Here is a 23,874-nt window from a genome sequence, read left to right as displayed (position 1 = left end):
TGAGGACACCTTGGACGATTCGGCGCGTTTGATGACAGTGTTGCGCCCGGTCAGGGCGGGCAACGCCTTCGAGGAGACCGTGGAGCGCCTTCTCCAGGCGATCAAACTGGGGGTGGTCGGGCCGGGCGAGAAGCTGCCCCCCGAGCGCGAGCTCGCCGTCCAGCTCGGCATCAGCCGGGTCACCCTGCGTGAGGCCATCCGGGCGCTCCAGGAGGCCGACTACCTCGACGTACGGCGAGGCCGCTACGGCGGCGCGTTCGTCACCTACGTCCCGCCCCAGCCCGGCACCGGCGACCTGCGCCGGGTCGTCGCCGACATGGGCACGGCCGACCTGGCCGACGCGCTGACCTTCCGGATGGCCGTGGAGTGCGGCGCCGCCGCGGTGCTCGCCGCCGGCCCGCTCACCGGCGACCAGCGCGACCTGCTGCGTCGCCGGCTCGCGGACGTCAACGAGGCCGGAGCCGAGGACTACCGGCGGCTCGACACCGCCTTCCACCTGTCCGTCGCCGAGCTCTCGGGCTCGTCGCTGCTGGCCACCGCCTGCGCCGACGCCCGCCTGCGGGTCAGCGACCTGCTCAACGCCATCCCGATGCTCCAGGTGAACCTCGACCACTCCGCCACCCAGCACGAGGCCATCGTGGCCGCCATCCTCGCGGGCGACCCGGAGGCCGCTCGCCGCGCGGTGTCCGAGCATCTGGAGGGCACCGCCGCCCTCCTGCGCGGGTTCCTCTCCTGAACGGACGGCTCCTGAACGGACGGCTCCTGAACGGACGGCTCCTGAACGGACGGCCCCTGAACGGACGGCTCCTGAACGGACGGCTTCTGGCCGCAGCGGGAAGATCCGGCCCCTCCGGTGCGAGGAGGCGCGGCCGACCTCGTAGCATCTAGAGCAAGGTCATGGGGGATTGGTTCCAGCACGGCATCATTTCGACAGGACGGCTGCCGCTGTTCTGTTTCTTCGTCGCGCTGATCGTCGCCTTCATCGCGACCCGCGTCAACGTCCGGTTGATCCGGGCCAAGGTCGGCTGGTTCCGCAACGTCAGCGTCGGCGAGATGCACATCCACCACGTGGTGTTCGGCGTCGTGCTCATGCTGGGCGGCGGCGTCGCCGGGCTCGTCCTCTCGTCCGCCTCACAGGCCGGCTACGCCATCGCGGCCTCGGTGTTCGGCGTCGGGGCGGCGCTCGTGCTCGACGAGTTCGCGTTGATCCTGCACCTGCACGACGTCTACTGGGAGGAGGACGGCCGCGCCTCCGTCGACGCGGTGTTCATCGCGGTCGCCGTCACCGGGCTGCTGCTCATCGGCCTCCGGCCGCTCATCTGGGACTACGGCGCCTGGCTCAACCCCGCGGCGCTGATCGTGGCCAACCTGCTGCTGGCCGTCGTCACGCTGCTCAAGGGCAAGATCTGGACCGGGATGGCCGGGCTGTTCCTGCCGGTCCTGCTGATCGTCGGAGCGGTACGCCTGGCGCGGCCCGGGTCGCCGTGGGCGTACTGGTTCTTCGCGAAGGGCTCACCGCGCAAGATGGTGACGGCCGTGCACCGGGAGGAGCGGTGGCGGCGACCGGCCATCAGAGCGAAGATCGCTTTCCAGGAGTTCCTCTCAGGGCGCCACGATCTGCCGTCCAGCAGGCGGCCAGATCGGCATACTTAGGACATGTCGCTTCCTATGCGAGGGGACGGGAGCGAGCAGTCGCTGCCCGAGCCGATCGGCCTCGACGAGGCGGTGGGCCTCAGGATGCGCGCCCTGCACGAGAGGGGCCTCGCCCAGGACGTCATCGACGTCGCCGCCGTGGCCCATCACTACTCCTTCCGCGACCTCGAACACCTCGCCCGGTCGCACAACGAGCTGTTCTCCCCACGGGAGCTCGTCATGCGGCTGGAGTTCGTCGACTCCATCGCCGACGAGGAGTTCGAGGCGTACGGGCTGGACGAGAGCCGCATCCGGGAGGTCCGGCGGTTCGCCGCGGCGTGGGCCGAGGACATCAAGCTGCGGCGGGCCGATGAGGGCGACATCGACTACGACGACCCCGACCTGCCGGACATCGACTGAGGCGGCCCGGGCCGCGACCTACCCGTTCTCGGCTGGGACGATCCCGGCCTGCCCGTCGTCGACCGGTGTGACCGGGGTGAGGAGCGGATGCTTGGCCGCGAAGCCGTCGCCCGGGGAGATGACCGGTCATAGCGTGACTATAGGGAGCGCAACGTACGGACGGGGCAACAGGGTCGGGACCTGCAACGAGGCCCGCCGATGGCCGTCTTGGCCTCCTTCGGCTCCAGGCCGAGATCGGCCGGCAGCGCCCTCAGCAGCCGCGCGAGCGTGGTGGCAGTCGTGCATTTCTGCGAACCACACGAACTACATCCGGGTCCGCGCGTGCGCTTGCAGCGCGTCGCGGACGAACGTCGCCACCGCGGCGTCGCCGTACATGCCGGCGAAGCGGGGGTCGTCGACGTACATGTCCCCCAGGCATGTCACCATCTCGATCGAGCGCTCCCGGTCGCCGTCGGCCGTGGGGGTGCCAGGGATCTGGCTCAGCCACCGCACGTGCCGGGCGGCCAGTGACCGGGCGTGTTCCGATGTCGGGCAAACCCCGGCCTTCGCTGCGGCGACCCATGCGGCGACGAGGTCCTCGGTGTCCTGCTGCCAGGCCCGCTGCTGGTCAAGGGACTTGCCGTGCCACCAGTCGTTGCTCACTTGGAACGCGCGCTCGCCCCAAAGTGAGATCACCTCGTCCTGGTAATGGTCGTTGAACCCCGCCAACATGACGTCCATCCGTGGCTCCGCCCCCGCCTGCAGGGCCTCGAGCGTGTGACGCACAGACCGGATCTGCCGTTCGATGCGGTCCCGTTCCTCTTCCAGCGCGGCGATGTGGGCGCGGAGCCCATCGCCCGTGTCCACCTCGTCGGCCAGGACCTCGGCGATGGCCGGCAAGCCCATGCCGAGCCGGCGCATGAGCAGGATCCGCTGTAGCCGGACGACCGCGGCGGGGTCGTAGTAGCGGTACCCGTTCGCGCCGACCCGGGACGGGGCCAGGAGCCCGAAGCGGTCGTAGTGACGCAGGGTGCGGCTGGTGATGCCGGCCCTCGCCGCGAGTTCCTGGATCGTCCACTCCATCCTGCCAGTGTCACCTGTGGCGGAGCGTGGTTGCGATGATCTCTGAGCTGTCGGCGTGCAGGGCCTGTGCCGCCGTCTGCCCGGTCGCTGCCAGGTAGGTGTCGACCAGCCGGTTGCCGGCGGCGTATCCGGCGCCCATCGGGAGTCCGACGGGGGTGAGGCCGAAGCGTTCGGCGCTGGGGTCGCCGTGCACCCAGGCGGGGAAGTTCTGCATGCCTGTCACGTCGAGCCCGGTGAGCACCTTGCTGAAGACCTCGTCGTCGTGCAGATGCGGCACGCCGATGCGGGCGGGGCCGAGCTCGTCGCCGTAGAGCTGGCGGGCGAACGCGTCGGCCAGGCCCTCGCCGACGATGTGCTCGCCGACCGTGACGGTCATCGGGTCCCACACCACCCCGCCCGGGCTCCACCGCAGGTTGTGGTGGAGTTCGTGCACGGCGGTGGCCTCCAGCCGCTCCACGTTCTCGGGGAAGGGCCAGAACGTGATGGCGATGTTGCCCGAGATGCCACCGAACCCGGTCAATCCTTTGCAGGGGCCCATGAAGTGTTCGTCACCCGGATCGCCGAGGACGAACAGCACGGTGATGTCCGGGGCCTCCAGCCCCGGCGTCGCCTCCAGCAGTACGGCGAGAGCGTTGTCGAGCGCGCGTTGCATCCGCTCCCAGGCCCCGGCCGCCGCCAGGGTTTCGAGCGCGTCGAGGCAACGCTCCTCGTCGCGGTCGATGGGGAACCCGGACGTTTCGAGGTGCACGGCAACCAGATCGAGCTCGCCGGGGTGGTAGCGGTACATGCCCTTGTTGGCCTCCAGCATCGAACGCAGCAGGTCAACGCGGTCCGCGGCCGGGGCCAGCAGGATCCGCCTCATGGCGGAGTAGGTGTCAAGCACAGTGATCGACATGGCCCCGATGCTAGAAGTTGACGCAGCGTCAAGGTCAAACCAGCGGCGCTCTTCGCCGACGTACGGCCGGCATGCCGTCACCCGGTCCCGTCATGAACGGCGATGCGGGTCCACGCCGCTCGACCCTGTCTGCTGAGCCGGCTCGGCGTGCGTGGTCAGAGGGCGGCCACCGAGCGGAGGGCGAGGCCGGCGCCCAGAAGGACCACCATCGCGGCCGTGCCCAGCGGGGCGAGCCCAGACAGGCGCATCGCCAGGCCGCGCCCGGCCGCGGCCCTGCGTTCCAGCCGGTCGACCAGCTTGACCAGCAGCAGGCCCGTGACGGTGAGCGTCGCCGCCATGCCGATGCCGTACGCGATGACGAGTGCGACCCCGAACCAGGTGCGGCCCAGTGCGATCGCTCCCAGCAGCACGATCAGCGCCGATGGGCTGGGCACCAGCCCGCCCGCGACCCCGAGTCCGACCAGACCACCTCGCCGACGGTCGCGCCCGTGCCCGTCACCACCCTCGTGGCCGTGGCCGTGCCCATGTCCCCGTTCGTGTCCAGGTCCGTGGCCGTGCCCGTGTTCGTGTCCAAGTCCGTGGCCGTGCCCGTGCCCGTGGGTGTGGGTGCCGTTGCGGGCGGACTTGAGGAGGCGGATGCCGATGACGGCGATCAGGAGGCCGCTCGCCACCCCCAGCCAGGCCAGCACCGACTCGCCGGCCAGCGCCGTGAACGCGCTGAGCAGCAGCCCCACCACCAGCACCCCGGCCGTGTGGGTGGCCGTCACCGTGGCGCCCACCACGACCGCGTCACGAGGCCGGCCGCGCCGCCCGGCCAGGTAGGCGGCCATGATGGTCTTGCCGTGCCCGGGGATCAGCGCGTGGCCGGCGCCGAGCACCACCGCGAGGCCCAGGGCCAGCAGCCCGAGCGGCGCGGTGAGCCGGTCGGCGCCGATCAGTCCGGTGAACGTCCGGTCCAGAGCCGCCAGGGCGTCGCCGATCGGGCCGCCCACCGAGATCCCGCCGCTGATCCCGCCGTCGCCGCCGCCGGGCGCGTTCGGAGCGTCCGAGCCGGTCGCGTCGCCGAGGGAGGAATCGAGGGACGAATCGAGGGACGAATCGAGAGAGGAGCCGGGGGAGGCGACGGTCAGCGTGGCGGTCCGCTGGTCGAGCGGGTCGGCCAGCAGGTCGTCTGGATAGCGGCGCAGCTCGTCGCTCACGCTGGCCGAGGGCACTGACGAGTTCGCCAGCCGTACCCCGTCGCCGACGGCGGTGATCTCCCGCCAGCCGATCCGGTCCTGTTCGAAGGCGTCGGTGAACCCCATGGTCCCCACCGGGCGAACGTCGGCGATGAGCTCGCAGGTCAACCGGCTGGTCTCCAGGCCGCCCTGGCCGGGCGCGTAGACGTGGTCCGAGCGGGTCACCCGCCACGGCACCGCCGTGCCGCCGACCGTGAGGCGCTGCGCGGCGGCCAGCGCGGCGCACGTGCGGGCCGCGTACGAGCCGTCCACCTCGGGCTTGGCCTGCAGCGTCGGCAGCTCCGCCGCGTCCACGACGGCGGTGTTCAGCACCCGGTCGGCGAGCAGGCGCAGCCCGTTGTAGTGGTTGACGGTGAAGTTGCCCAGCGGATGGGCCAGCCGCCGGCCACTGCCTGCCTCCCGCAGTGCGGCGGATCCCGAGTCCGCCCGCGCCGCCGCGACGAACACGACCGCCGCCGACATCGACAGCACCAGACCCGCGAGGACGGCCAGCAGGCCCAGCCGGATGAGTCTCATCGGATTTCCTTCGCTGAGGACTTCGGGCTCCGGCCCGAAGTCACGAGAATCTCGCCAGGGCGGGCAGGGACGGGTCGAAGCCCGGGTCGACGCGCGCGGGCAGCCCCAGCGCTCGCTCGATCCGCGCCCGGTGATAGCCGAGCAGCGGGTGGTGCCAGCCGGTCGCGGTGGCCTCCTTCGCGTACCGCAGGGCGGCCCGCGGCTGCCCGTCCTTGAACAGCGCCCAGGCGAGCGCGTCGGCGGCGACCAGGTTGGGGTTGCGGGCGTACTCGGCCCTGGCATGCCGTACGGCCAGCGCCGGGTCGCCGTGGTCGGCCTCGAACTCGGCCCAGGTGAGATCGTCGCGCACGCCTGCCTCCCGCAGCAGTTCGCGCTGGGCCCGCAGCAGCGTCCAGTCGGCCGTCAGGCCCGCCTTGATCCGGGTCTCGCCCTGCTCGATCAGGTACTGGGGCAGGGGCAGCCGCCGGACGACTCGCTCGTAGAGGGTGAGGGCCTCGGTCAGCCGCCCGCTGAGCGCCGCGACCTTCGCCTGGCCGGCCAGGGCCGGGGTGTAGGCCGGGTACGCCCGCAGGGCCTGGCCGTACCAGTCGCCGGCCGCGCGCGGGTCGCCGGAGTGCAGGGCCAGCTCGCCCAGGTAGTGGCGGGCGAAGGCCCGGTCGGCGGGCAGGAAGGCGTCGGCCTCGGCGTCCAGCAGGAACCGGCGGGCCGCGTCCCGGTCGCCGCGCAGTTCGGCCGCGTAGGACGCGCGGGCGAACGCGGGCACGCCGGGGCGCAGGCTCAGCATTTCGTCCACGGCCTGTTCGGCCCCGCGCAGGTCGCCGAGCTGTGTCTTCGCGTCGGCGAGCACGCCGTGGGCGGTCGCGCCGTAGGGGTTGACGTGGATGGCGCGGTTCGCGAGCCGTGCGGCGTCGGCGAACTCGTGGCGGCCGGCGGCGAGCACCGCCTGGCCGGTCAGCACGGTGTCGTCGTCGGGGGCCAGCCGGGCGGCGGTGGCCAGGGCGCCCTCGGCCTTGGCGTAGAAGGACGGGTCGCCGGTGATCCGGGTCTGGTCGACGTACTCCATGCCGAGTCGTGCCCAGCCCCGGTAGTCGCCGGGCAGGCGCTTGAGGCGGGTCTGCAGCGTTTCGGTGAAGGGCGCCGCCTGCTGTTCCTGGCGCTGCTCGGGCGCGGACACCGCGACGGCGGTGAAGGCCAGTGCGCCGGCCAGGACCACGCCGCAGGCGAGTACGAGCGATCGCATCGAGGGCTCCGAACGGTCCGAGGGTCGAAGAGGCCGGCCGGCCGCGATGGGGTGCACGGCCGGCCGGCCGGTGAGGCGGCGGGAAAGGGAAGACGGGACCCGCCGCGGGGGAGACCGGCCGGCCCGGAGAGGGAGCCGGCCGGTCACGGGGTCAGCGCTGGTTGACCGCGACGTTGCTGGGGAGCGGGATGTACGGGAACGACGCCAGGAAGGGCTTGTCGTTCTTGTCCACCTTGTCCGTCAGCCCGGGGACGAGCTTGCCGGACTGCGCGGCCCCGGCCAGGGCCTGGAGCTCGATGTCCACCACGTCGTCCGACAGGCGCCGGCCGTTCGGGAAGCCCTGCAGGTCGCCGGCCAGCACACCGAGCCTGTTGGGGTCCTTGGTGGGCGGGATCGACATGTTGAGCCGCAGCATCTCGGCGGGACGCAGCTTGCCGGCGTCCTTGTTGAGGGTCTGCGAGTTGAGGTCGGCCATGATCGGCCCGTTGCCCTTGGCGATGCCGGTCAGGAAGATCTCGACCAGGTCGTCGCGGGGCGTGGCGGGCGCCTTGATCCCGTAGATGGACTCCAGCAGCCTGGCCACCTCGGGGTCGGTGACCCGCTTGACCAGGGCCGGGACGTCGGCGTCCTTGGCCGGCGGCAGCGCGTTGAACGCGTCCTTCAGGCCGGCGGGCGCCACGACCTCGTTGACCAGCGGGTTGCCCAGGCGGGAGACCTGGACGAAACCCTTGGGCCCCTGCTTGTCGGTGGTCGACCAGACGCCGATCACCGGGTTGCGCTTCGGGTCGCCCTTGAGCGCGAGGTCGGAGGCGGGCACCTGGACGGCCAGGGTGTTGACGTTGTAGCCCCTGGTGGTGTCCTGGCCGACCTCGGACAGGTCTCCGCCGTACAGCAGGTCGAACACGCGCAGGTCGAGGAAGAACGCCTCGTCGGACTGTCCGGCGAGTGTCTTGCCGCCGCCGGGCAGGTCGGTGATGGCCTGCTTTCTGAGCGTGCCGTAGTCGGGCATGGAGGCGGGGCCCACGTTGCTCGGCGCCACGATGCCGTTGGAGATCAGGGTCTTGCTGCCGCCCGGGGTGATCCTCTTCAGGGTGTAGCGCTGGCGGTAGAGCAGGTTCTGGTCGTCGAGTGAGGTGACGGGGCCGTTGTTGTAGAGGAACGTGGTGGTGCCGCGCCGGTCCTCGTCGCGGAACGTCCACTGGTAGGTGATGTCGGGCTTGGCGTCACCGTTGTTGTCGATCTTGATGTTGTAGCGCGACTTGGTGGCGAACGGGTAGAAGTTCGGCCCGCCGTGGGGCTCCTGGAACGGGATCCAGTTGGCCAGCAGCGTCACCGTGTCGGCCTTGTCGGGGCTGACGAACGCGTACACGTCGGTGTTGTCGTTGAGCGGGTCGGCCAGGATCGCCGGAGCCTCGCGGTGCGAGGAGGCGGCGCCGGTTTCGGTGCGGAACACGGCGAACGAGGAGGCGGTCAGTGCCGCCGCGACGCCGAGTCCGACCAGAGCGCGCCGGTTGATCCGGAGCTCCATGTTCGGTCCTTTCGAAGGGCTGATCGGTTTCGAGAGGTCCCGGCCGGGTTCCTCGACGCCCTATTCGTCGCAGCGGGCCCGGCGGATGTCGGTCTCCTCCCCGAGGATGAGAGGTCAACCAAAATTGACATACTCAGGTCGTCAATCTAGGTTGACCGGTGCGGATCGGTATCTGCCGATCGTTGGGGGTTTCGGGGATTCGTCGTGAGAGGGGAAACAGTGATCAAGGAGCTGCTCGCCCACATCCGTCCGCATCGCAGGATTCTGGCGATCGGCGGACTGCTGGGCCTGATCGGATCGGCGGCCGGATTATCAATGCCGCTGCTGGCCAAGTACGTCGTGGACGCCTTCGGGCAGGACGCGTCGATGGCCGGGCCCCTCATCGGGCTGACCGTCGCCGTGCTCGTCGGCGCGGTGGTGTCGGCCGGAGGCACCTACCTGATGGAACGCACCGGCGAGGGCATCGTGCTCGGCGCCCGGCGCCGGCTCGTCGACCGGATGCTCAGGCTCAAAGTGGCCGACGTGGACCGGCTCAAGCCCGGCGACCTGCTGTCGCGGGTCACCGGTGACACGACGTTGCTGCGATCCGTGCTGACCAACGGGATCGTCGGCTCGATCGGCTCGGCGTTCATGCTGGTCGGCGCGATCGTCCTGATGGCGACCATGGACGGCGTGCTGCTGCTGGTCACGCTGCTCGTGGTGGTGGTGATCGGCGGACTGGTCGGGTTGATCATGCCCAGGATCCAGCGGGCGCAGAAGGAGGCCCAGGAGGCCGTGGGCGAGATGGGCGCGGTGCTCGACCGGGCCCTGCAGTCCTATCGGACGGTCAAGGCCAGCGGGGCCGAGGCGCGCGAGATCGGCGTGGTCGGCGAGGCCGCCGTGCGCGCCCGCGACCGCGGGCTGCAGGTGGCCGGATGGACCTCACTGGCCGGAGTGGCCACCTGGATGGCGGTGCAGATCGCGTTCCTGTGCGTGCTCGCCGTGGGCGGCGCGCGGGTCGCCTCGGGCGTGCTCGAGGTGTCGTCGCTGATCGCGTTCCTGCTCTACCTGTTCTACCTGGTCGCGCCGATCGGCCAGTTGGTCGAGGGCGCCGTGCAGCTGCAGCAGGGCTTGGCCGCGATGACGCGGATCAAGGAGATCGAGAACCTGCCCGGCGAGACCGTCGAGGTCCCTCCCCCTGCCTCGGCCGAGCCCGTGGGCGTGCGGTTCGAGAACGTGGTGTTCAGGTACGGCGACGACCGGCCGCTCGTGCACGACGGAGTCGGTTTCGAGGTGCCGCCCGGTGGGCTGACGGCGCTCGTCGGGCCGTCCGGCGCGGGCAAGTCCACCGTTTTCGCCCTGCTCGAACGCTTCTACGAGCACCAGGCGGGCACGATCACGGTCGGCGGCCGTGACATCCGCGACTGGCCTCTCGGCGAGCTGCGCGGCGCTTTCGGCTATGTCGAGCAGGACGCTCCTGTGCTCGCGGGCACGCTCAGAGAGAACCTCCTGTTCGCCGCCCGGAACGCCACCGAGGAGGAGCTGAGCCGGGCGCTCACCCGCACCCGCCTCGACGATCTGGTCGCCAGGTTGCCCGAGGGGCTCGACACCGCCGTCGGCCACCGCGGCGTGCTGCTGTCCGGCGGTGAGCGGCAGCGGGTCGCGATCGCCAGGGCGCTGCTGCGCAAGCCCAGGCTGCTGCTGCTCGACGAGGCCACCTCGCAGCTCGACGCGGTCAACGAGTTACGGCTGCGCGAGGTCATCGCGGAGGTGGCGGCGGAGACCACGGTCCTCGTCATCGCCCACCGGCTGTCGACGGTGACCAACGCCGACCGCATCGTGGTCATGGACGCGGGCGGGGTGCGGGCCGTCGGCACCCACGAGGAGCTGATCGGCCAGGACGAGCTCTACCGCGAGCTGGCCGCCACCCAGTTCCTCGTGACGTGAGGACTGACCGCCACCCGGTTCCTCGTGACGTGAGGAGTTGTACCCTGCCAGTGACATAGATGAATGTGTTCATTCAGGAGGACGCATGAGCCGCACCGTGCGCGCGCCGCGAGGCACGACGATCACCGCCAAGGGGTGGCCGCAGGAGGCCGCGCTCCGGATGCTCCAGAACAACCTGGACCCGGAGGTCGCCGAGCACCCCGAGCAGCTGGTCGTCTACGGCGGCTCGGGCCGGGCGGCCCGCGACTGGCCGTCGTACGACGCGCTGGTCAGGACGCTCACCACGCTGGAAGGCGACGAGACGCTCCTTGTCCAGTCAGGCCGCCCGGTCGGCGTCTTCCGCACGCACGAGTGGGCGCCAAGGGTGCTCATCGCCAACTCCAACCTGGTGCCCGACTGGGCCAACTGGGAGGAGTTCCGGCGGCTGGAGGCGGCCGGGCTGACCATGTACGGCCAGATGACCGCGGGCTCGTGGATCTACATCGGCACCCAGGGCATCCTGCAGGGCACGTACGAGACGTTCGCCGCCGTGGCCGAGAAGCGGTTCGGCGGATCGCTGGCCGGGACGATCACCCTCACCGCCGGGCTGGGCGGGATGGGCGGCGCCCAGCCCCTGGCCGTCACCATGAACGGTGGGGCGGCCATCTGCGTCGACTGCGACCCCCGCTCGGTCACGCGGCGCATCGAGCACGGCTACCTCGACGTCCAGGCGGCGTCGCTGGACGAGGCGCTGCGGCTCGCCTACGAGGCCCGCGACGCCCGCAGGGCACTGTCGATCGGTGTGGTCGGCAACGCCGCCGAGGCCCTGCCGGACCTGCTGGCCCGCGGCGCCGAGATTGACATCGTCACCGACCAGACCTCGGCTCACGACCCGCTGATGTACCTGCCGCTGGGCGTGGCCTTCGCGGACATGGCCACCGAGCGCGACAAGGACCCGGCGGCCTTCACCCAGCGGGCCCGTGAGTCGATGGCCCGGCACGTGGAGGCCATGGTCGGTTTCCAGGACGGCGGCGCCGAGGTCTTCGACTACGGCAACTCCATCCGCGGCGAGGCCCGGCTGGCCGGCTACGGGCGGGCCTTCGACTTCCCCGGGTTCGTGCCCGCGTACATCCGGCCGCTGTTCTGCGAGGGCAAGGGCCCGTTCCGATGGGCGGCGCTCAGCGGCGACCCCGCCGACATCGCCGCCACCGACCGGGCCATCCTGGAGCTCTTCCCCGAGAACGAGCCCCTGGCCAGGTGGATCAGGAAGGCAGGGGAGAAGGTGCACTTCCAGGGGCTGCCGGCGCGCATCTGCTGGCTCGGCTACGGAGAGCGCGACCGGGCCGGCGAGCGGTTCAACGACATGGTGGCGGCCGGTGAGCTCAAGGCGCCCGTGGTGATCGGCCGCGACCACCTCGACAGCGGCTCTGTCGCCTCCCCCTACCGCGAGACCGAGGCCATGGCCGACGGCTCCGACGCGATCGCCGACTGGCCGCTGCTCAACGCCATGCTCAACACGGCCTCGGGCGCGTCGTGGGTGTCGATCCACCACGGCGGCGGCGTCGGCATCGGCCGGTCGATCCACGCCGGGCAGGTCACGGTCGCCGACGGCACCGCACTGGCCGGGGAGAAGCTCAACCGGGTGCTCAGCAACGACCCCGGGACGGGCGTGATGCGGCACGTCGACGCGGGCTACGAGGAGGCGGTCTCGGTGGCCGCGGAGCGGGGGGTCCGCATCCCGATGCGCGAATCCTGAGGCCGACGGGATGAGAAAGACCTGCTGGTGACGTTGGAGCTGATGTGACGGGCGGCTACCAGAGCGGGATGGACACCTTGCTGGCCGGGCGGAGGCTCTCGCCCGTGCAGCGCAGGATCGCGCATTATCTGTCCGAGCATCTCGACGAGGCCATCTTCCTGTCCAGCGTCGAGCTGGCGGAGCGGGCGGGCGTGAGTCAGCCGTCGGTGACCCGGTTCGCCATGGTGCTCGGCTTCGCCGGCTACCCGGAGCTGCGGCAGGCGCTGCGGCCGCTGGTGATGGGCGGGCTGCCCGACGTGCCGCAGGAGAGCGTGCTGAGGAGCGCCGTCGACGACGAGATCCGCAACCTGACGGTGGTGCGTGACCGGCTGGCGCACCTCCCGCTGCGCGAGCTGGGGGAGTCGCTGGCCGCAACCGAGCCGCTGCCCGTGCTCGGGCTGCGGGTGTCGTCGGGGCTGGCCACCACCTTCGCCTACTACGCGCGGCGGATCCATCCCGACGTACGGCTGCTGACGCACGGCGGGTCGGAGCTGGCCGACGGGCTGCACGCCGCGCGCCGCGCCGGGGCGGAGTGGATGGTGGCCGTGGTGCTGCCCCGGTATCCGGTGGAAGCGGTGCAGGCGCTGGAGTACGCGGAGAAGCTGGGCCTGAAGACGGCAGTCATCACCGACAAGCCGGATTTTCCCGCCGACGTGGTGCTCGCCGCGCCGCTGGGCGACCGGCTGGTGTTCGACTCGCACGCGGCGCCTCTGGCCCTGGCCATGGCCCTGGTGGAGGCCATGGCCGACGCGGCGCCCCTGCGCACCCGGGCCCGGCTGGAGGAGTACGAGCGGATGACCGACGAGGCCGGCACCTTCCTCCCCGGCGAGCCGCCGTAACGAAGACGTGGACCCATGCTCTGCATCGGCACGAGTAAGGCTTCGTCACAAGCTACGCTGAAAGTGCAACTCAGGTGACGCGACCGAAGGAGTCGAGCGACGGTGAGCGTGGACCTCGAACACGAGCCCATGGGTGATTGCTTCGCCTACGCTCTCGCCAAGGAACTCGACCAGCCCTTGCTCTTCAAAGGCGAGGATTTCCCGCATACCGACATCACCCCCGCACAGCCATAACGCTCAACAGATCCGGATTCGGGCTCCTTGTGACGAGTGAGGAGCAGCGCGTCTGGCTCGGCGCTCCCGACGGGCCCAGCTAGGTCCTTCCCGCCTGACGTCTGGGGGCCGCTCAGCGGGAGAAGGTATTCGTCAAGGTCATAAGCTGTCGGCCATGAGTGAACGACCGACGGCGCTGGTCACCGGTGCTTCGCGAGGGGTGGGCGAGGCGATCGCCCGGGTGCTGGCACCGACGCACCACCTCATTCTGGGCGGCCGGGACGAGGGCGCGCTGAGCGAGCTGGCCGATGAGTTTCCCGACGCGCGGCCCTGGCCGGTCGAGCTGACCGAGCTCTCCCCGGCCGATGTCGAGGGCGTCGAGCGGGTCGACGTGCTCGTGCACAGCGCCGGGATCAGCCCGCTCGGCCGGGTCGCCGAGCTGCCCGCCGACGCGTGGCGCGACGCGATGGAGCTCAACGTGATCGCCGTCGCCGAGCTCACCCGCCTGCTGCTGCCCGCGCTCCGGGCGGCCGGTGGCCATGTGGTGTGCGTCAACTCCGGGGCGGGCCTGCGTGCCAACCCGGGCTGGGGGGCCTACGCGGCGACCAAGTTCGCGTTGCGGGCCTTCGCCGACGCGCTGCGCCAGGAGGAGCCGGCGCTGCGGGTGACGAGCGTCTACCCGGGGCGGGTCGACACCGACATGCAGCGCGCCGTGCGCGCGCAGGAGGGTGGCGCGTACGAGCCCGACCGCTACCTGCGGCCGGAGTCCGTCGCCAAAGCCGTGCTGGCCGCGATCAACGCCGGCCCCGACGCCCACCTGACCGAGCTGACCCTGCGCCCTCGCGGAGGCCCGGTCAACTGACGGCTGAATGGATTCATTCACTACAGTGGGTCCATGCTTGACGAACTCGCGCACATCGGCCGTGATCTCTCCACCAACGGCTACGTCAGAGACGCCTGGTCGGCCGCCGATCTGGAGCTGCGCGAGTGGTTCAGGGGAGAGGCGGCGAAGCGGGGGCTCGACCTGCGCGAGGACCGCAACGGCAACCTCTGGGCGTGGTGGGGAGACCCGTCGCGCGAGCCCGGCGTGGTCACGGGCAGCCATCTCGACTCGGTACGTCAGGGCGGCGCGTTCGACGGCCCGCTCGGCGTGGTGTCCGCCTTCGCCGCTCTCGACCTGCTGAGAGAGCGTGGCGTCTCGCCGGGCAGGCCGCTGGGTGTCGCGTGCTTCACCGACGAGGAGGGCGCCCGGTTCGGCGTCCCCTGTGTGGGGTCGAGGCTGCTCACCGGCGTGCTCGACCCCGGCCGGGCGCTGGGCCTGACCGACGACGAGGGCGACACGCTGGCCGACGTCCTCACCCGGGCCGGTCGCGACCCGCGCGACATCGGGCGCGACGACGAGACCCTCGCCACCGTCGGCGCCTTCGTCGAGCTCCACGTCGAGCAGGGGCGCGGGCTCGCCGCCCAGGACAGCCCCGTCGGGGTGGCGGCCGCGATCTGGCCGCACGGAAGGTGGCGGTTCGACTTCCGCGGCCGGGCCGACCACGCCGGCACCACCCGGCTGGAAGACCGCGACGACCCGATGCTGCCGTTCGCCCGGGTGGTCCTGGCGGCCCGCGAGGCGGCGGCGCGGCGCGGCGTCGTGGCCACCGTCGGCAAGGTCCGGGTCTCGCCCGGCAACGCCAACGCCGTGCCCGGCCTGGTCTCGGCCTGGCTCGACGCCCGGGGCGCCGCCGAACGCGACGTCCTCGACCTGGTGGCCGAGCTGGCCGAGCTGGGCGAGGGGGCGGACGTGAGCGAGGAGTCCTGGACACCGGTGGTCGACTTCGACGAGCCGCTGAGAGACCGGCTCGCCGCCCTGATCGGCGCCGCGAGCGAGGGCGGCGCGCCGGCGCCGATCCTGCCGACCGGAGCCGGGCACGACGCCGGGATCCTGGCCGCGGCGGGCGTGCCGAGCGCGATGGTGTTCGTGCGCAACCCCACCGGCGTGTCCCACTCGCCGCACGAGCACGCCGAACGGGCGGACTGCGAGGCGGGAGTGGCCGCGCTCGCGACCGTGCTGGAGGACCTGTGCCGCTGACCTACTGGTGCGAGCAGGCCTGGCTGCCCGGCGGCGTCACCGAGAGCGTGCTCGTCGAGATCGAGGGGACGCACGTCGTCCAGGTCCGGCAGGGGGAGCCGGGAGGGGCCGAACGGCTGGCCGGGCTCACCATCCCCGGCCTGGCCAACGCCCACTCGCACGCCTTCCACCGCGCGCTGCGCGGTGCCACCCAGGCGGGCCGGGGCGACTTCTGGACCTGGCGGGAGCAGATGTACGAGGTGGCCGCCCGGCTCGACCCCGACACCTACCTGGCGCTGGCCCGGGCCGTCTACGCCGAGATGGCCCTGGCCGGGGTGACCTGTGTGGGGGAGTTCCACTACCTGCACCACGGGCCGGGCGGGGTGCCGTACGACGACCCGAACACGATGGGGCACGCGCTCGTCCAGGCCGCGCGCGAGGCGGGGCTGCGGATCGCGCTGCTCGACGCCTGCTACCTGACGGGCGGCATCGGCGTTCCGCTGGAGGGCCCGCAGACGCGCTTCGGCGACGGCGACGTCGGAGACTGGGTGGCCCGCGCCGAATTGCTGGCCGCCGCGTATGAGGGGCAGCCCGACGTGGAGATCGGCGCGGCGGTCCACTCGGTGCGCGCGGTGCCGGCCGAGCAGATGCCGGTGGTCGCCGAGTTCGCCCACCGCCACGCCGCGCCGCTGCACGCGCACGTCTCCGAGCAGCGCGCCGAGAACACCGCCTGCGAGCAGGCGTACGGGGTGACGCCCGTGCGGGTGCTGCACGAGAACGACCTGCTCGGACCGCGCTCCACGGCCGTGCACGCCACCCACCTGAGCGACGCCGACCTGGGCCTGCTCGGCCAGTCGGGCACCCACGTCTGCATGTGCCCCACCACCGAGCGAGACCTGGCCGACGGCATCGGCCCGGCCAGGGCCCTGTACGACCAGGGGTCGCCCATCACGCTGGGCTCCGACAGCCACGCGGTGATCGACCTGTTCGAGGAGGCCCGCGCGGTCGAGCTGGACGAGCGGCTGGCCTCCGAGCGGCGCGGCCACTGGCAGGCTGCCGAGCTGCTGACCGCCGCCACCGGCAGGGGCCACGCCTCCCTCGGCTTCCCCGACGCCGGTCAGCTCATGCCCGGCGCGTGGGCGGACCTGGTCTCCGTGCGCCTCGACTCGGTCCGTACGGCGGGCACGAGCGGGCTGGAGGGCGTGGTGTTCGCGGCCACGGCGGCGGACGTGCACTCGGTGATCTCCGGCGGCCGCCGCGTGGTGTCCGAGGGGCGGCACCGGCTGGGTGACGTCGGAGCCCTGCTGGGTGAGGCGATCGGATGGGTGAGATGACCCTGCTGGGTGAGGCGACAGGATGGGTGAGATGACCACGACGCTGATCGACGGGATCGGGCTGCTCTACACGGGTGACCCGGCGCGTGAGGAGATCCGGGACGCCGCGCTGGTCCTGGCGGACGGCCTGGTCGCCTGGCTCGGGCCGGCCGGCCGGGCGCCCGCGGCCGACCGGCGGATCGCCGCGGGGGGCAGGTGCGTGATCCCCGGCTTCGTCGACAGTCACGCCCATCTCGTCTTCGCCGGCGACCGGACCGCCGAGTTCGAGGCCCGGATGGCCGGTCAGGCCTACACCGGAGGCGGCATCCGCACCACGGTCGCCGCCACCCGGCGGGCCGGTGACGCCGAGCTGGCCACCCGTGCCGCCGCCCTGGTCGCCGAGATGCTGGCGCAGGGCACCACGACCGTCGAGATCAAGAGCGGCTACGGGCTGAGCGTCGAGGACGAGCGCCGCTCGCTGGAGATCGCCACCGGGCTGACCGACGAGACCACCTACCTCGGCGCGCACCTCGTGCCCGAGGGTGTCACGGCCGACGACTACGTGCGGCTGGTCACGGGCGAGATGCTGGCGGCCTGCGCGCCGTACGCGAAGTGGGTGGACGTCTTCTGCGAGCGCGGCGCGTTCGACGGCGACCAGACCCGCGAGATCCTGCGCGCGGGCATCAAGGCCGGGCTGCAGGCCCGGGTGCACGCCAACCAGCTCACCGAGGGGCCCGGCGTGCGGATCGCCTGCGAGCTGGGGGCGGCCTCGGCCGATCACTGCACCCATCTGAGCGCGGCCGACGTCGACGCGCTCGCCTCGTCGGGCACCGTGGCGACGCTGCTGCCGGGCGCGGAGTTCTCCACCCGCTCGCCCTATCCCGACGCCCGCCGGCTGATCGACGCCGGGGTGACGGTCGCGCTGGCCACCGACTGCAACCCGGGCTCGTCGTTCACGTCGTCGATGTCGTTCTGCGTCGCGCTGGCCGTACGGGAGATGCGCATGACGCCGCTGGAGGCGATCAGGGCCGCGACGTACGGCGGGGCACGCGCGCTGCGTCGCGCGGACGTAGGGTGGCTGGGGCCGGGAACACGCGCCGACCTCGTGGTCCTCGACGCCCCCTCCTACACCCATCTGGCCTATCGACCTGGTGTCCCCCTCGTCCACCAGGTGGTTCAGGGCGGTCTCCTCCTTGAGTAGGACATCCAGAACCCTCCCCTGGTCGTAGTGCTTTAGGGAATCTTTGCATCCGGCCGCACGTTGGCCGGGTATAAGACGGAGCTGCGGAACGAGGTGCCAGGGGATGGCAAGGCCTACGGGGAGTCGCACGCAGGAGCAGCACGTCGCGGACCGCGACCTGCTGGGGACCTACTTGGCGGAGATCGGCCGGGTGCCGCTGCTCACGGCGGAGGAAGAGGTGGAGCTGGCCAAGCGGATCGAGGCGGGGCTCTTCGCCGAGCAACTGCTCGACAGCGGTGGTTCGGAGCCGCGTTGCGGGGACGCGGCCGACGAGGAGCTGGAGCGCCTGGCGATCTCCGGCCAGCGGGCCAAGGACGAGTTCATCCAGGCCAACCTGCGGCTGGTGGTGGCCGTGGCGCGTAAATACTCGGGCCGCGGGATGCCGCTGATCGACCTGGTCCAGGAGGGCAACCTGGGGCTGGTCCGGGCGGTGGAGAAGTTCGACTACAAGCGGGGCTACAAGTTCTCGACCTACGCCACGTGGTGGATCCGGCAGTCGGTGGGGCGGGCCATCCACGAGCAGGCGCGGCCGGTGCGGCTGCCCACGCACGCCGGTGAGCAGATGACCAGGCTGATGCGGGTGCGCCGCGACATGCTGGCCGAGTTCGACGTCGAGCCGACCGACGAGGACCTCGCGCAGATCCTGGAGCTGCCGATCGAGCGGGTGCGCGAGCTGCGCCGCTGGGCCTCCGATCCCGTCTCGCTGCAACTGGGCGTGGGCGACGAGGACGAGACCGAGCTGGGCGACATGATCGCCGACGACACGTGGGCCGATCCCGAGCAGCAGGCGATCGACATCCTGGAGCGCGAGCGGCTCGACCAGTGGCTGACCGGCCTGGAGGGCGACACGCGAGACATGCTGCGCTGGCGCTACGGGCTGGTCGACGGGCGTGAGCACACGCTCACCGAGGTGGGCGAGCGCTACGGCATCGGCCGTGACCGCGCCCGCCGCATCGAGCGTGACGCGCTGGCCCGGCTGCGCCGGATGGCCAACGCCGCCTGACTTTCCTCACACTCGACACCGGTTCAACCGGTGTCGAGTGTTACGCTCGCGGCGTGAATGGTGCGAGCGGCATGACGCTCACCGCGCCCGACGGGCAGCGGTTCCGGTTCGACGCCGGGACACTGTGCCTGGAGTTCCTGCTCGCCGGGGCGATCGAGCCGGGCGAGCCGCTGCACGAGCGGCTGCACGAGCCCGGCGACCTCGTGGCCTGGATCGGCCGCTCCCGGCTGGAAGTCGAGGGCGACGTGGTCGCCGGCCAGGGCGACCTCATGGCCGCCGGGCGGCTGCGCGGGGCGGTCCAGCACCTCGCCGAGCGGGCCGCCCGTGGGGAGGCCCACGACGCCGTGGACCTCTGGGTGCTCAACGAGGCCGCGGCCGCGCCGCCGCCCGTGCCGGTGATCGGCGACACGCTGGAGCGCGGCTGGTCCTATCCGGTGACGGCGACGCAGTTCCTGTCGGCCGTGGCGCGTGACGCCATCGAGCTGTTCAGCGGTCCCCTGGTCAAGCGGGTGCGGATGTGCGCGGGGGAGCGCTGCCACCTTCTCTTCCTTGACACCTCACGGCCGGGCACCCGCCGCTGGTGCTCGATGAACCGCTGCGGCAACCGGCAGAAGCTGCGCACCAGACGCTCGTAGGCGCCGCTCCGGAGTGTCGCGCCAGAACCTGCGTGCGGGCAGGTCCAGCCGAGGGTTTTGGCTATGCATTGCCCGAAATGCGGGGGTGTGAAAAGCCCGAAACTTCGCTGAAACACCAGTCCGGCGAGATTCACGAATGTGAAACACACCTGGTCGAACCACGAAACGGCGGCCGAAGACGCTGTGCCCACACGTCACATGTAAGGAGGGTCGGCCGTGGAGATCGATACCGGCACGACTGCCTGGATGCTCACAGCCACCGCGTTGGTGTTGCTGATGACTCCGGGGCTCGCGTTGTTCTACGGGGGCATGACCAGGGCCAAGAGTGTCCTGAACATGATGATGATGTCGTTCGTCGCCATCATCACCGTCACCATCACCTGGATGATGTACGGGCACTCGCTGGCCTTCAGCGAGAACTCGATGTCCTGGCTCAACAACCTCGTCGGTGGCCTGGAACACCTGGGCTTGCAGAGCCTGGTGAACACCGCCACCGCGGACGACGGCACCGGCATGCCCAGCCTGGTCTTCTCGGCCTTCCAGCTGACCTTCGCCATCATCACCGTCGCGCTGATCAGCGGCGCCATCGCGGACCGCGCGAAGTTCGGCGCCTGGGTCCTCTTCACCGTCGTCTGGGCCACCATCGTCTACTTCCCGGTCGCGCACTGGGTGTGGGGCGGCGGCTGGCTCAACACGATGGGCATCGAGGACTTCGCCGGCGGCACCGTGGTCCACATCAACGCCGGTGCCGCGGCGCTCGCGCTGGCGCTCATCATCGGCAAGCGGCAGGGCTGGCGCAAGGAGCCGATGCGGCCGCACAACCTGACGCTGGTCCTGCTCGGCGCGGCCCTGCTGTGGTTCGGCTGGTTCGGCTTCAACGCGGGCTCCGAGCTCGTGGTCGACGGCATCGCCGGCCTCGCGTTCATGAACACCCAGATCTGCACCGCCGTCGCCGCCGGCGCCTGGCTCGTCACGGAGAAGCTCCGCGACGGCCACGCCACCAGCCTCGGCGTCGCCTCCGGCGCCGTCGCCGGTCTGGTCGCCATCACCCCTGCCTGTGGTTTCGTCGACCCCTGGGCCGCGGCCCTCATCGGTGTGATCGCGGGTGTCGCCTGCTCCTACGCCGTCGGGCTCAAGTACAAGCTCGGCTATGACGACTCGCTCGACGTGGTCGGCGTCCACCTGGTCGGTGGCGTCGTCGGCGCCGTCGCCCTCGGTTTCGTCGCCGCCTACCCCGCCACGGACGCCCAGAGCCAGGGCCTGTTCTACGGTGGCGGCTTCGGCCAGCTCGGGTTGCAGGTGCTGGGACCGATCGCGGTCGGCGGTTACTCGTTCGTCGTCACCTGGATCATCGGGAAGATCATCGACAAGACGATGGGCTTCCGGATCGCGGCCGAGGACGAGCAGACCGGCATCGACATCACCACGCACGCCGAGACCGGTTACGACCTCGGCACCGTTCACGCCTCCGGCGTGAGCAGCTCCAACGGCCCGGTCACCACGGCAGCCAAGAAGGTGGACGCATGAGGCTCATCACGGCCGTCATCAAGCCCTTCAAGCTCGATGACGTGAAGGCGGCACTGGAACAGTTCGGCATCAAGGGGATGACCGTCAGCGAGGCCAGCGGCTACGGCCGGCAGCGTGGCCACACCGAGGTCTACCGTGGCGCCGAGTACCAGGTCGACCTGGTCCCCAAGGTTCGCCTTGAGGTGCTGATCGAAGAGGATGACGCCGAGGACGTGATCGACGTCATCGTCAAGGCGGCCCAGACCGGCAAGATCGGTGACGGCAAGGTCTGGTCCGTGCCCGTGGACACGGTCGTCCGCGTCCGCACCGGAGAACGCGGTCCAGAGGCCCTGTGATGGATCCGCGGCGAAGCGAGGACACCCGCGACGGGGCGGGTGTCCGAGCGGAGCTCGGCGAGGAGCTGTCTTGAGGGGTGAAGCCCGTTCGTATGCCGCGGCTCGCAAGGAGCGGGCCGCGGACACCGACCGCTGGCTCAAGGATCTCTTCCGTACGGCGAGCGACGGCGACCAGGTGTCCCTGGTCGCCGTCGGGAGCCTGGGCCGCGGCGAGCTCGCGCCGGGCAGTGACCTCGACCTGGTCCTGCTGCACAACGGCAGGTCCGACGTGGCCCGGATCGCCGAGCGCATCTGGTACCCGATCTGGGACTCCGGCGTCGGCCTCGACCATTCGGTGCGGACCGTGGAGCAGGCCGTGGTCGTCGCCCGCGACGACCTCAAGGCGGTGCTCAGCCTCATCCAGGCCAGGCACGTGGCGGGTGATCCCGAGCTGACCCGCAAGGCCAGGGAGGCGGTGCTCGCCGAGTGGCGGGCCGACTCCCGGCGCCGGCTGGGAGAGCTGCGGGAGGCCGCCGACCAGCGCGCGCAGGCCAGTGGTGAGCTGGCCTTCCTGCTCGAACCCGATCTGAAGGACGGCCGCGGCGGGCTGCGCGACCTGCAGGCCATGCAGGCGGTCGCGGCGGCGTGGGTCGCCTCAGCTCCGGGCCCCCGCGCCCGCGAGGCGTACGAGTTCATCCTGGACGTGCGGCACGCGCTGCACGTCGTCACCGCGCGCGGCGCGGACCGGCTCGTCCTGCAGGAGCAGGACGCGGTCGCGGGGCTGCTGGGCCTGCTCGACGCCGAGGCGCTGATGCGCCGGCTGGCCGAGGCGGGCCGGACGATCTCCCACGCGTTCGACACCACCTGGCGCACGGTTGACAGGCTGCTGTCAGGGCCGGCCCCGCGTGGCCGTCGCCCGCTGGCCGACGGCGTGGTGGAGCACGGCGGCGAGGTGGTGCTCGCCAGGGGCGCCGACCCCCGCAAGGACCCGTTGCTAGTGCTGCGCGCCGCCGCGGCGGCGGCCGAGTCGGGGCTGCCGCTCGCCCCCGCCACGGTGTCGGTCCTGGCCGCTCAGTCGCTCCCGATGCCGGTGCCGTGGCCTGACGAGGCCCGTGACTCGCTGGTGTCGATCCTCGGCGCCGGCCGGGCCGCCGTGCCCGTGTGGGAAGAGCTCGACCAGGCGGGCATCCTCGTCAAACTGCTTCCTGACTGGGAGCGCGTACGGCACCGCCCGCAGCGCAATCCCATCCACCGCTTCACCGTCGACCGGCACCTGATCGAGGCGGTCGCCAACGCCGCGAGCCACACCCGCGAGGTCTCGCGCCCCGACCTGCTGCTGATCGCGGCGCTGCTGCACGACATCGGCAAGGGCTGGCCCGGTGACCATTCGGCGACGGGCGAGGTCGTGGTCCGCGACATCGCGACGCGCATCGGCCTGCCCGCCTCCGACGTGGACGTGCTGGCTACCGTGGTGCGCTGGCATCTGCTGCTGCCCGAGACGGCGACCCGCCGCGACCTGGACGACCCGGTGACGATCGAGAAGGTCGCGGGCATGGTGGGCTCACGCGAGGTGCTCGACCTGCTGGCCGCGCTGGCGATCGCCGACGGTCACGCCACGGGCCCGGCGGCCTGGAACTCCTGGAAGGCCGGACTGGTCGCCGATCTCGTGCGCCGGGTGCGTTCGGTCCTGTCGGGCTCGCCGCCGCCCAAGGCGCCCGCGCTGTCGGCCGAGCAGGCCGCGCTGGCCAGGCACGGCGGCGGCGCGGTCCGGGTGAACGGGGGAGCCGTCACGGTGGTCGCCCCCGACCGGGTGGGCCTGCTCTGGAGCGCCGCCGGCGTGCTGGCCGCGCATCGCCTGATCGTCCGCTCCGCCTCGGCCGCGTCCGCCGGCTCCACGGCCGTGATCGACTTCTCCGTCGTCCCCGAGTACGGCTCGCCGCCCGACCCCGCCACGCTCGAATCCGACCTCCGTCTCGTCCTTGCTGGGCGTCTTGACATCGAGCAGCGCCTGGCCCGCCGTTCCCGGGCGGTCAGACCTCCTCGCGTGCCAGTCGCTCCACCTCGTGTGACCTTGGTGGACGACGCCTCCGCGACCGCCACCGTGATCGAGGTCAGGGTCCATGACAGGCCGGGACTCCTGTGGCGCATCGGACGGGCGTTCGGGGAGTGCGGTCTTGACGTGAGGGCTGCTCGCGTGGAGACTCTCGGCGCGGAGGCGGTGGACGTCTTCTATGTGGTAGATCGCGCCGGACGTCCCCTCAGCGACGACGCGCAGCGAAATCAGGTCCGCGATCTGGTGCTCGCGGCACTGCGCTGACCCGGTGGGCGCGACGAGTCACGGTCACCTAGATAACAATTGTGCCCGATTTGCGTGGTAAGTCGGATGCTGCGGATACCTTGTGGGACGGACTTATGACCCGGAGTGATCGGGATGATTGAGGGGTAGCGGGAGCAGTGACTACGGGGAACTCCGACAGCGGCCATGCCGCGAGGCGAGACC

At 71.5% G+C, this 23,874-nt stretch carries 21 protein-coding genes; 16 read left to right on the top strand and 5 right to left on the bottom strand.

Annotated elements, in window-relative coordinates; all coding sequences use genetic code 11:
• The first annotated feature begins 31 nt into the window (after positions 1 to 31).
• From AB0I38_RS22260 to AB0I38_RS22250, 3 genes are all read left to right on the top strand, one after another.
• Complete coding sequence (locus AB0I38_RS22260; protein WP_358471015.1) at positions 32 to 736, top strand: FadR/GntR family transcriptional regulator; 705 nt, start codon at positions 32 to 34, stop codon at positions 734 to 736.
• A 161-nt stretch (positions 737 to 897) separates the two neighbouring features.
• Entirely contained in the window at positions 898 to 1,653 is a 756-nt protein-coding gene (locus tag AB0I38_RS22255; RefSeq protein ID WP_358471012.1) for a hypothetical protein, read from the top strand.
• A 3-nt stretch (positions 1,654 to 1,656) separates the two neighbouring features.
• Positions 1,657 to 2,052 carry a hypothetical protein gene (locus AB0I38_RS22250; RefSeq protein ID WP_358471009.1) on the top strand — a complete coding sequence of 132 codons (396 nt, stop codon included), beginning with the start codon at positions 1,657 to 1,659 and terminating at the stop codon, positions 2,050 to 2,052.
• Between the two features lie 303 nt (positions 2,053 to 2,355).
• On the opposite strand, the gene AB0I38_RS22245 is transcribed toward AB0I38_RS22250, so the two are convergent.
• From AB0I38_RS22245 to AB0I38_RS22225, 5 genes are all read right to left on the bottom strand, one after another.
• Positions 2,356 to 3,114: a MerR family transcriptional regulator gene (locus tag AB0I38_RS22245; protein WP_358471006.1), complete on the bottom strand. Its 759-nt coding sequence runs from the start codon at positions 3,112 to 3,114 to the stop codon at positions 2,356 to 2,358.
• A 10-nt stretch (positions 3,115 to 3,124) separates the two neighbouring features.
• Positions 3,125 to 4,009 (bottom strand): DUF2268 domain-containing protein, encoded by an 885-nt coding sequence (locus AB0I38_RS22240; RefSeq protein ID WP_358471003.1) that lies wholly within the window; start codon positions 4,007 to 4,009, stop codon positions 3,125 to 3,127.
• Between the two features lie 155 nt (positions 4,010 to 4,164).
• Entirely contained in the window at positions 4,165 to 5,763 is a 1,599-nt protein-coding gene (locus AB0I38_RS22235) for a nickel/cobalt transporter (RefSeq protein WP_358471000.1), read from the bottom strand.
• A gap of 40 nt (positions 5,764 to 5,803) precedes the next feature.
• Complete coding sequence (locus tag AB0I38_RS22230) at positions 5,804 to 7,003, bottom strand: tetratricopeptide repeat protein (protein ID WP_358470997.1); 1,200 nt, start codon at positions 7,001 to 7,003, stop codon at positions 5,804 to 5,806.
• A gap of 151 nt (positions 7,004 to 7,154) precedes the next feature.
• Positions 7,155 to 8,531 carry a DUF4331 domain-containing protein gene (locus AB0I38_RS22225; RefSeq protein WP_358470994.1) on the bottom strand — a complete coding sequence of 459 codons (1,377 nt, stop codon included), beginning with the start codon at positions 8,529 to 8,531 and terminating at the stop codon, positions 7,155 to 7,157.
• Between the two features lie 204 nt (positions 8,532 to 8,735).
• On the opposite strand from AB0I38_RS22225, the gene AB0I38_RS22220 reads away from it, so the two are divergent.
• The 13 genes from AB0I38_RS22220 (at position 8,736) to AB0I38_RS22160 (ending at position 23,691) form a co-directional block, all read left to right on the top strand.
• Positions 8,736 to 10,457, top strand: coding sequence for an ABC transporter ATP-binding protein (locus tag AB0I38_RS22220; protein ID WP_358470991.1), 1,722 nt, complete (start codon positions 8,736 to 8,738; stop codon positions 10,455 to 10,457).
• An 85-nt stretch (positions 10,458 to 10,542) separates the two neighbouring features.
• Positions 10,543 to 12,192, top strand: coding sequence for a urocanate hydratase (gene hutU / locus AB0I38_RS22215; RefSeq protein WP_358470988.1), 1,650 nt, complete (start codon positions 10,543 to 10,545; stop codon positions 12,190 to 12,192).
• 44 nt (positions 12,193 to 12,236) lie between these two features.
• Positions 12,237 to 13,070: a MurR/RpiR family transcriptional regulator gene (locus AB0I38_RS22210; RefSeq protein WP_358470985.1), complete on the top strand. Its 834-nt coding sequence runs from the start codon at positions 12,237 to 12,239 to the stop codon at positions 13,068 to 13,070.
• Between the two features lie 102 nt (positions 13,071 to 13,172).
• Positions 13,173 to 13,304 carry a type II toxin-antitoxin system VapC family toxin gene (locus AB0I38_RS22205; protein WP_358470982.1) on the top strand — a complete coding sequence of 44 codons (132 nt, stop codon included), beginning with the start codon at positions 13,173 to 13,175 and terminating at the stop codon, positions 13,302 to 13,304.
• A 154-nt stretch (positions 13,305 to 13,458) separates the two neighbouring features.
• Positions 13,459 to 14,145 carry an SDR family oxidoreductase gene (locus AB0I38_RS22200; RefSeq protein ID WP_358470979.1) on the top strand — a complete coding sequence of 229 codons (687 nt, stop codon included), beginning with the start codon at positions 13,459 to 13,461 and terminating at the stop codon, positions 14,143 to 14,145.
• A gap of 33 nt (positions 14,146 to 14,178) precedes the next feature.
• Positions 14,179 to 15,363, top strand: a complete 1,185-nt coding sequence (locus AB0I38_RS22195; protein ID WP_358470976.1) for an allantoate amidohydrolase — start codon at positions 14,179 to 14,181, stop codon at positions 15,361 to 15,363.
• Entirely contained in the window at positions 15,354 to 16,676 is a 1,323-nt protein-coding gene (locus AB0I38_RS22190) for a formimidoylglutamate deiminase (RefSeq protein ID WP_358470973.1), read from the top strand. Before AB0I38_RS22195 ends, AB0I38_RS22190 begins: the two co-directional genes overlap by 10 nt.
• 31 nt (positions 16,677 to 16,707) lie before the next feature.
• Positions 16,708 to 17,856, top strand: a complete 1,149-nt coding sequence (gene hutI, locus AB0I38_RS22185) for an imidazolonepropionase (RefSeq protein ID WP_358470970.1) — start codon at positions 16,708 to 16,710, stop codon at positions 17,854 to 17,856.
• A gap of 103 nt (positions 17,857 to 17,959) precedes the next feature.
• On the top strand, positions 17,960 to 18,898 hold the full coding sequence (locus tag AB0I38_RS22180; RefSeq protein ID WP_358470967.1) for a sigma-70 family RNA polymerase sigma factor: 939 nt from the start codon (positions 17,960 to 17,962) through the stop codon (positions 18,896 to 18,898).
• Positions 18,899 to 18,951: 53 nt separating this feature from the next.
• Complete coding sequence (locus AB0I38_RS22175) at positions 18,952 to 19,533, top strand: CGNR zinc finger domain-containing protein (RefSeq protein WP_358470964.1); 582 nt, start codon at positions 18,952 to 18,954, stop codon at positions 19,531 to 19,533.
• Positions 19,534 to 19,749: 216 nt separating this feature from the next.
• Positions 19,750 to 21,060 carry an ammonium transporter gene (locus AB0I38_RS22170; protein WP_358470961.1) on the top strand — a complete coding sequence of 437 codons (1,311 nt, stop codon included), beginning with the start codon at positions 19,750 to 19,752 and terminating at the stop codon, positions 21,058 to 21,060.
• A complete protein-coding gene (locus AB0I38_RS22165) occupies positions 21,057 to 21,395 on the top strand; it encodes a P-II family nitrogen regulator (RefSeq protein ID WP_358470958.1) in 339 nt (112 codons plus the stop codon). Before AB0I38_RS22170 ends, AB0I38_RS22165 begins: the two co-directional genes overlap by 4 nt.
• A gap of 70 nt (positions 21,396 to 21,465) precedes the next feature.
• Positions 21,466 to 23,691, top strand: coding sequence for a [protein-PII] uridylyltransferase (locus AB0I38_RS22160; protein WP_358470955.1), 2,226 nt, complete (start codon positions 21,466 to 21,468; stop codon positions 23,689 to 23,691).
• Positions 23,692 to 23,874: the final 183 nt, after the last annotated feature.

The organism is Nonomuraea cavernae, from assembly GCF_040655715.1.
Classification (GTDB): domain Bacteria; phylum Actinomycetota; class Actinomycetes; order Streptosporangiales; family Streptosporangiaceae; genus Nonomuraea; species Nonomuraea cavernae_A.
The sequence above is the reverse complement of the archived record's forward strand: the minus strand, read 5'-3'. Positions and strand labels throughout refer to the sequence as shown.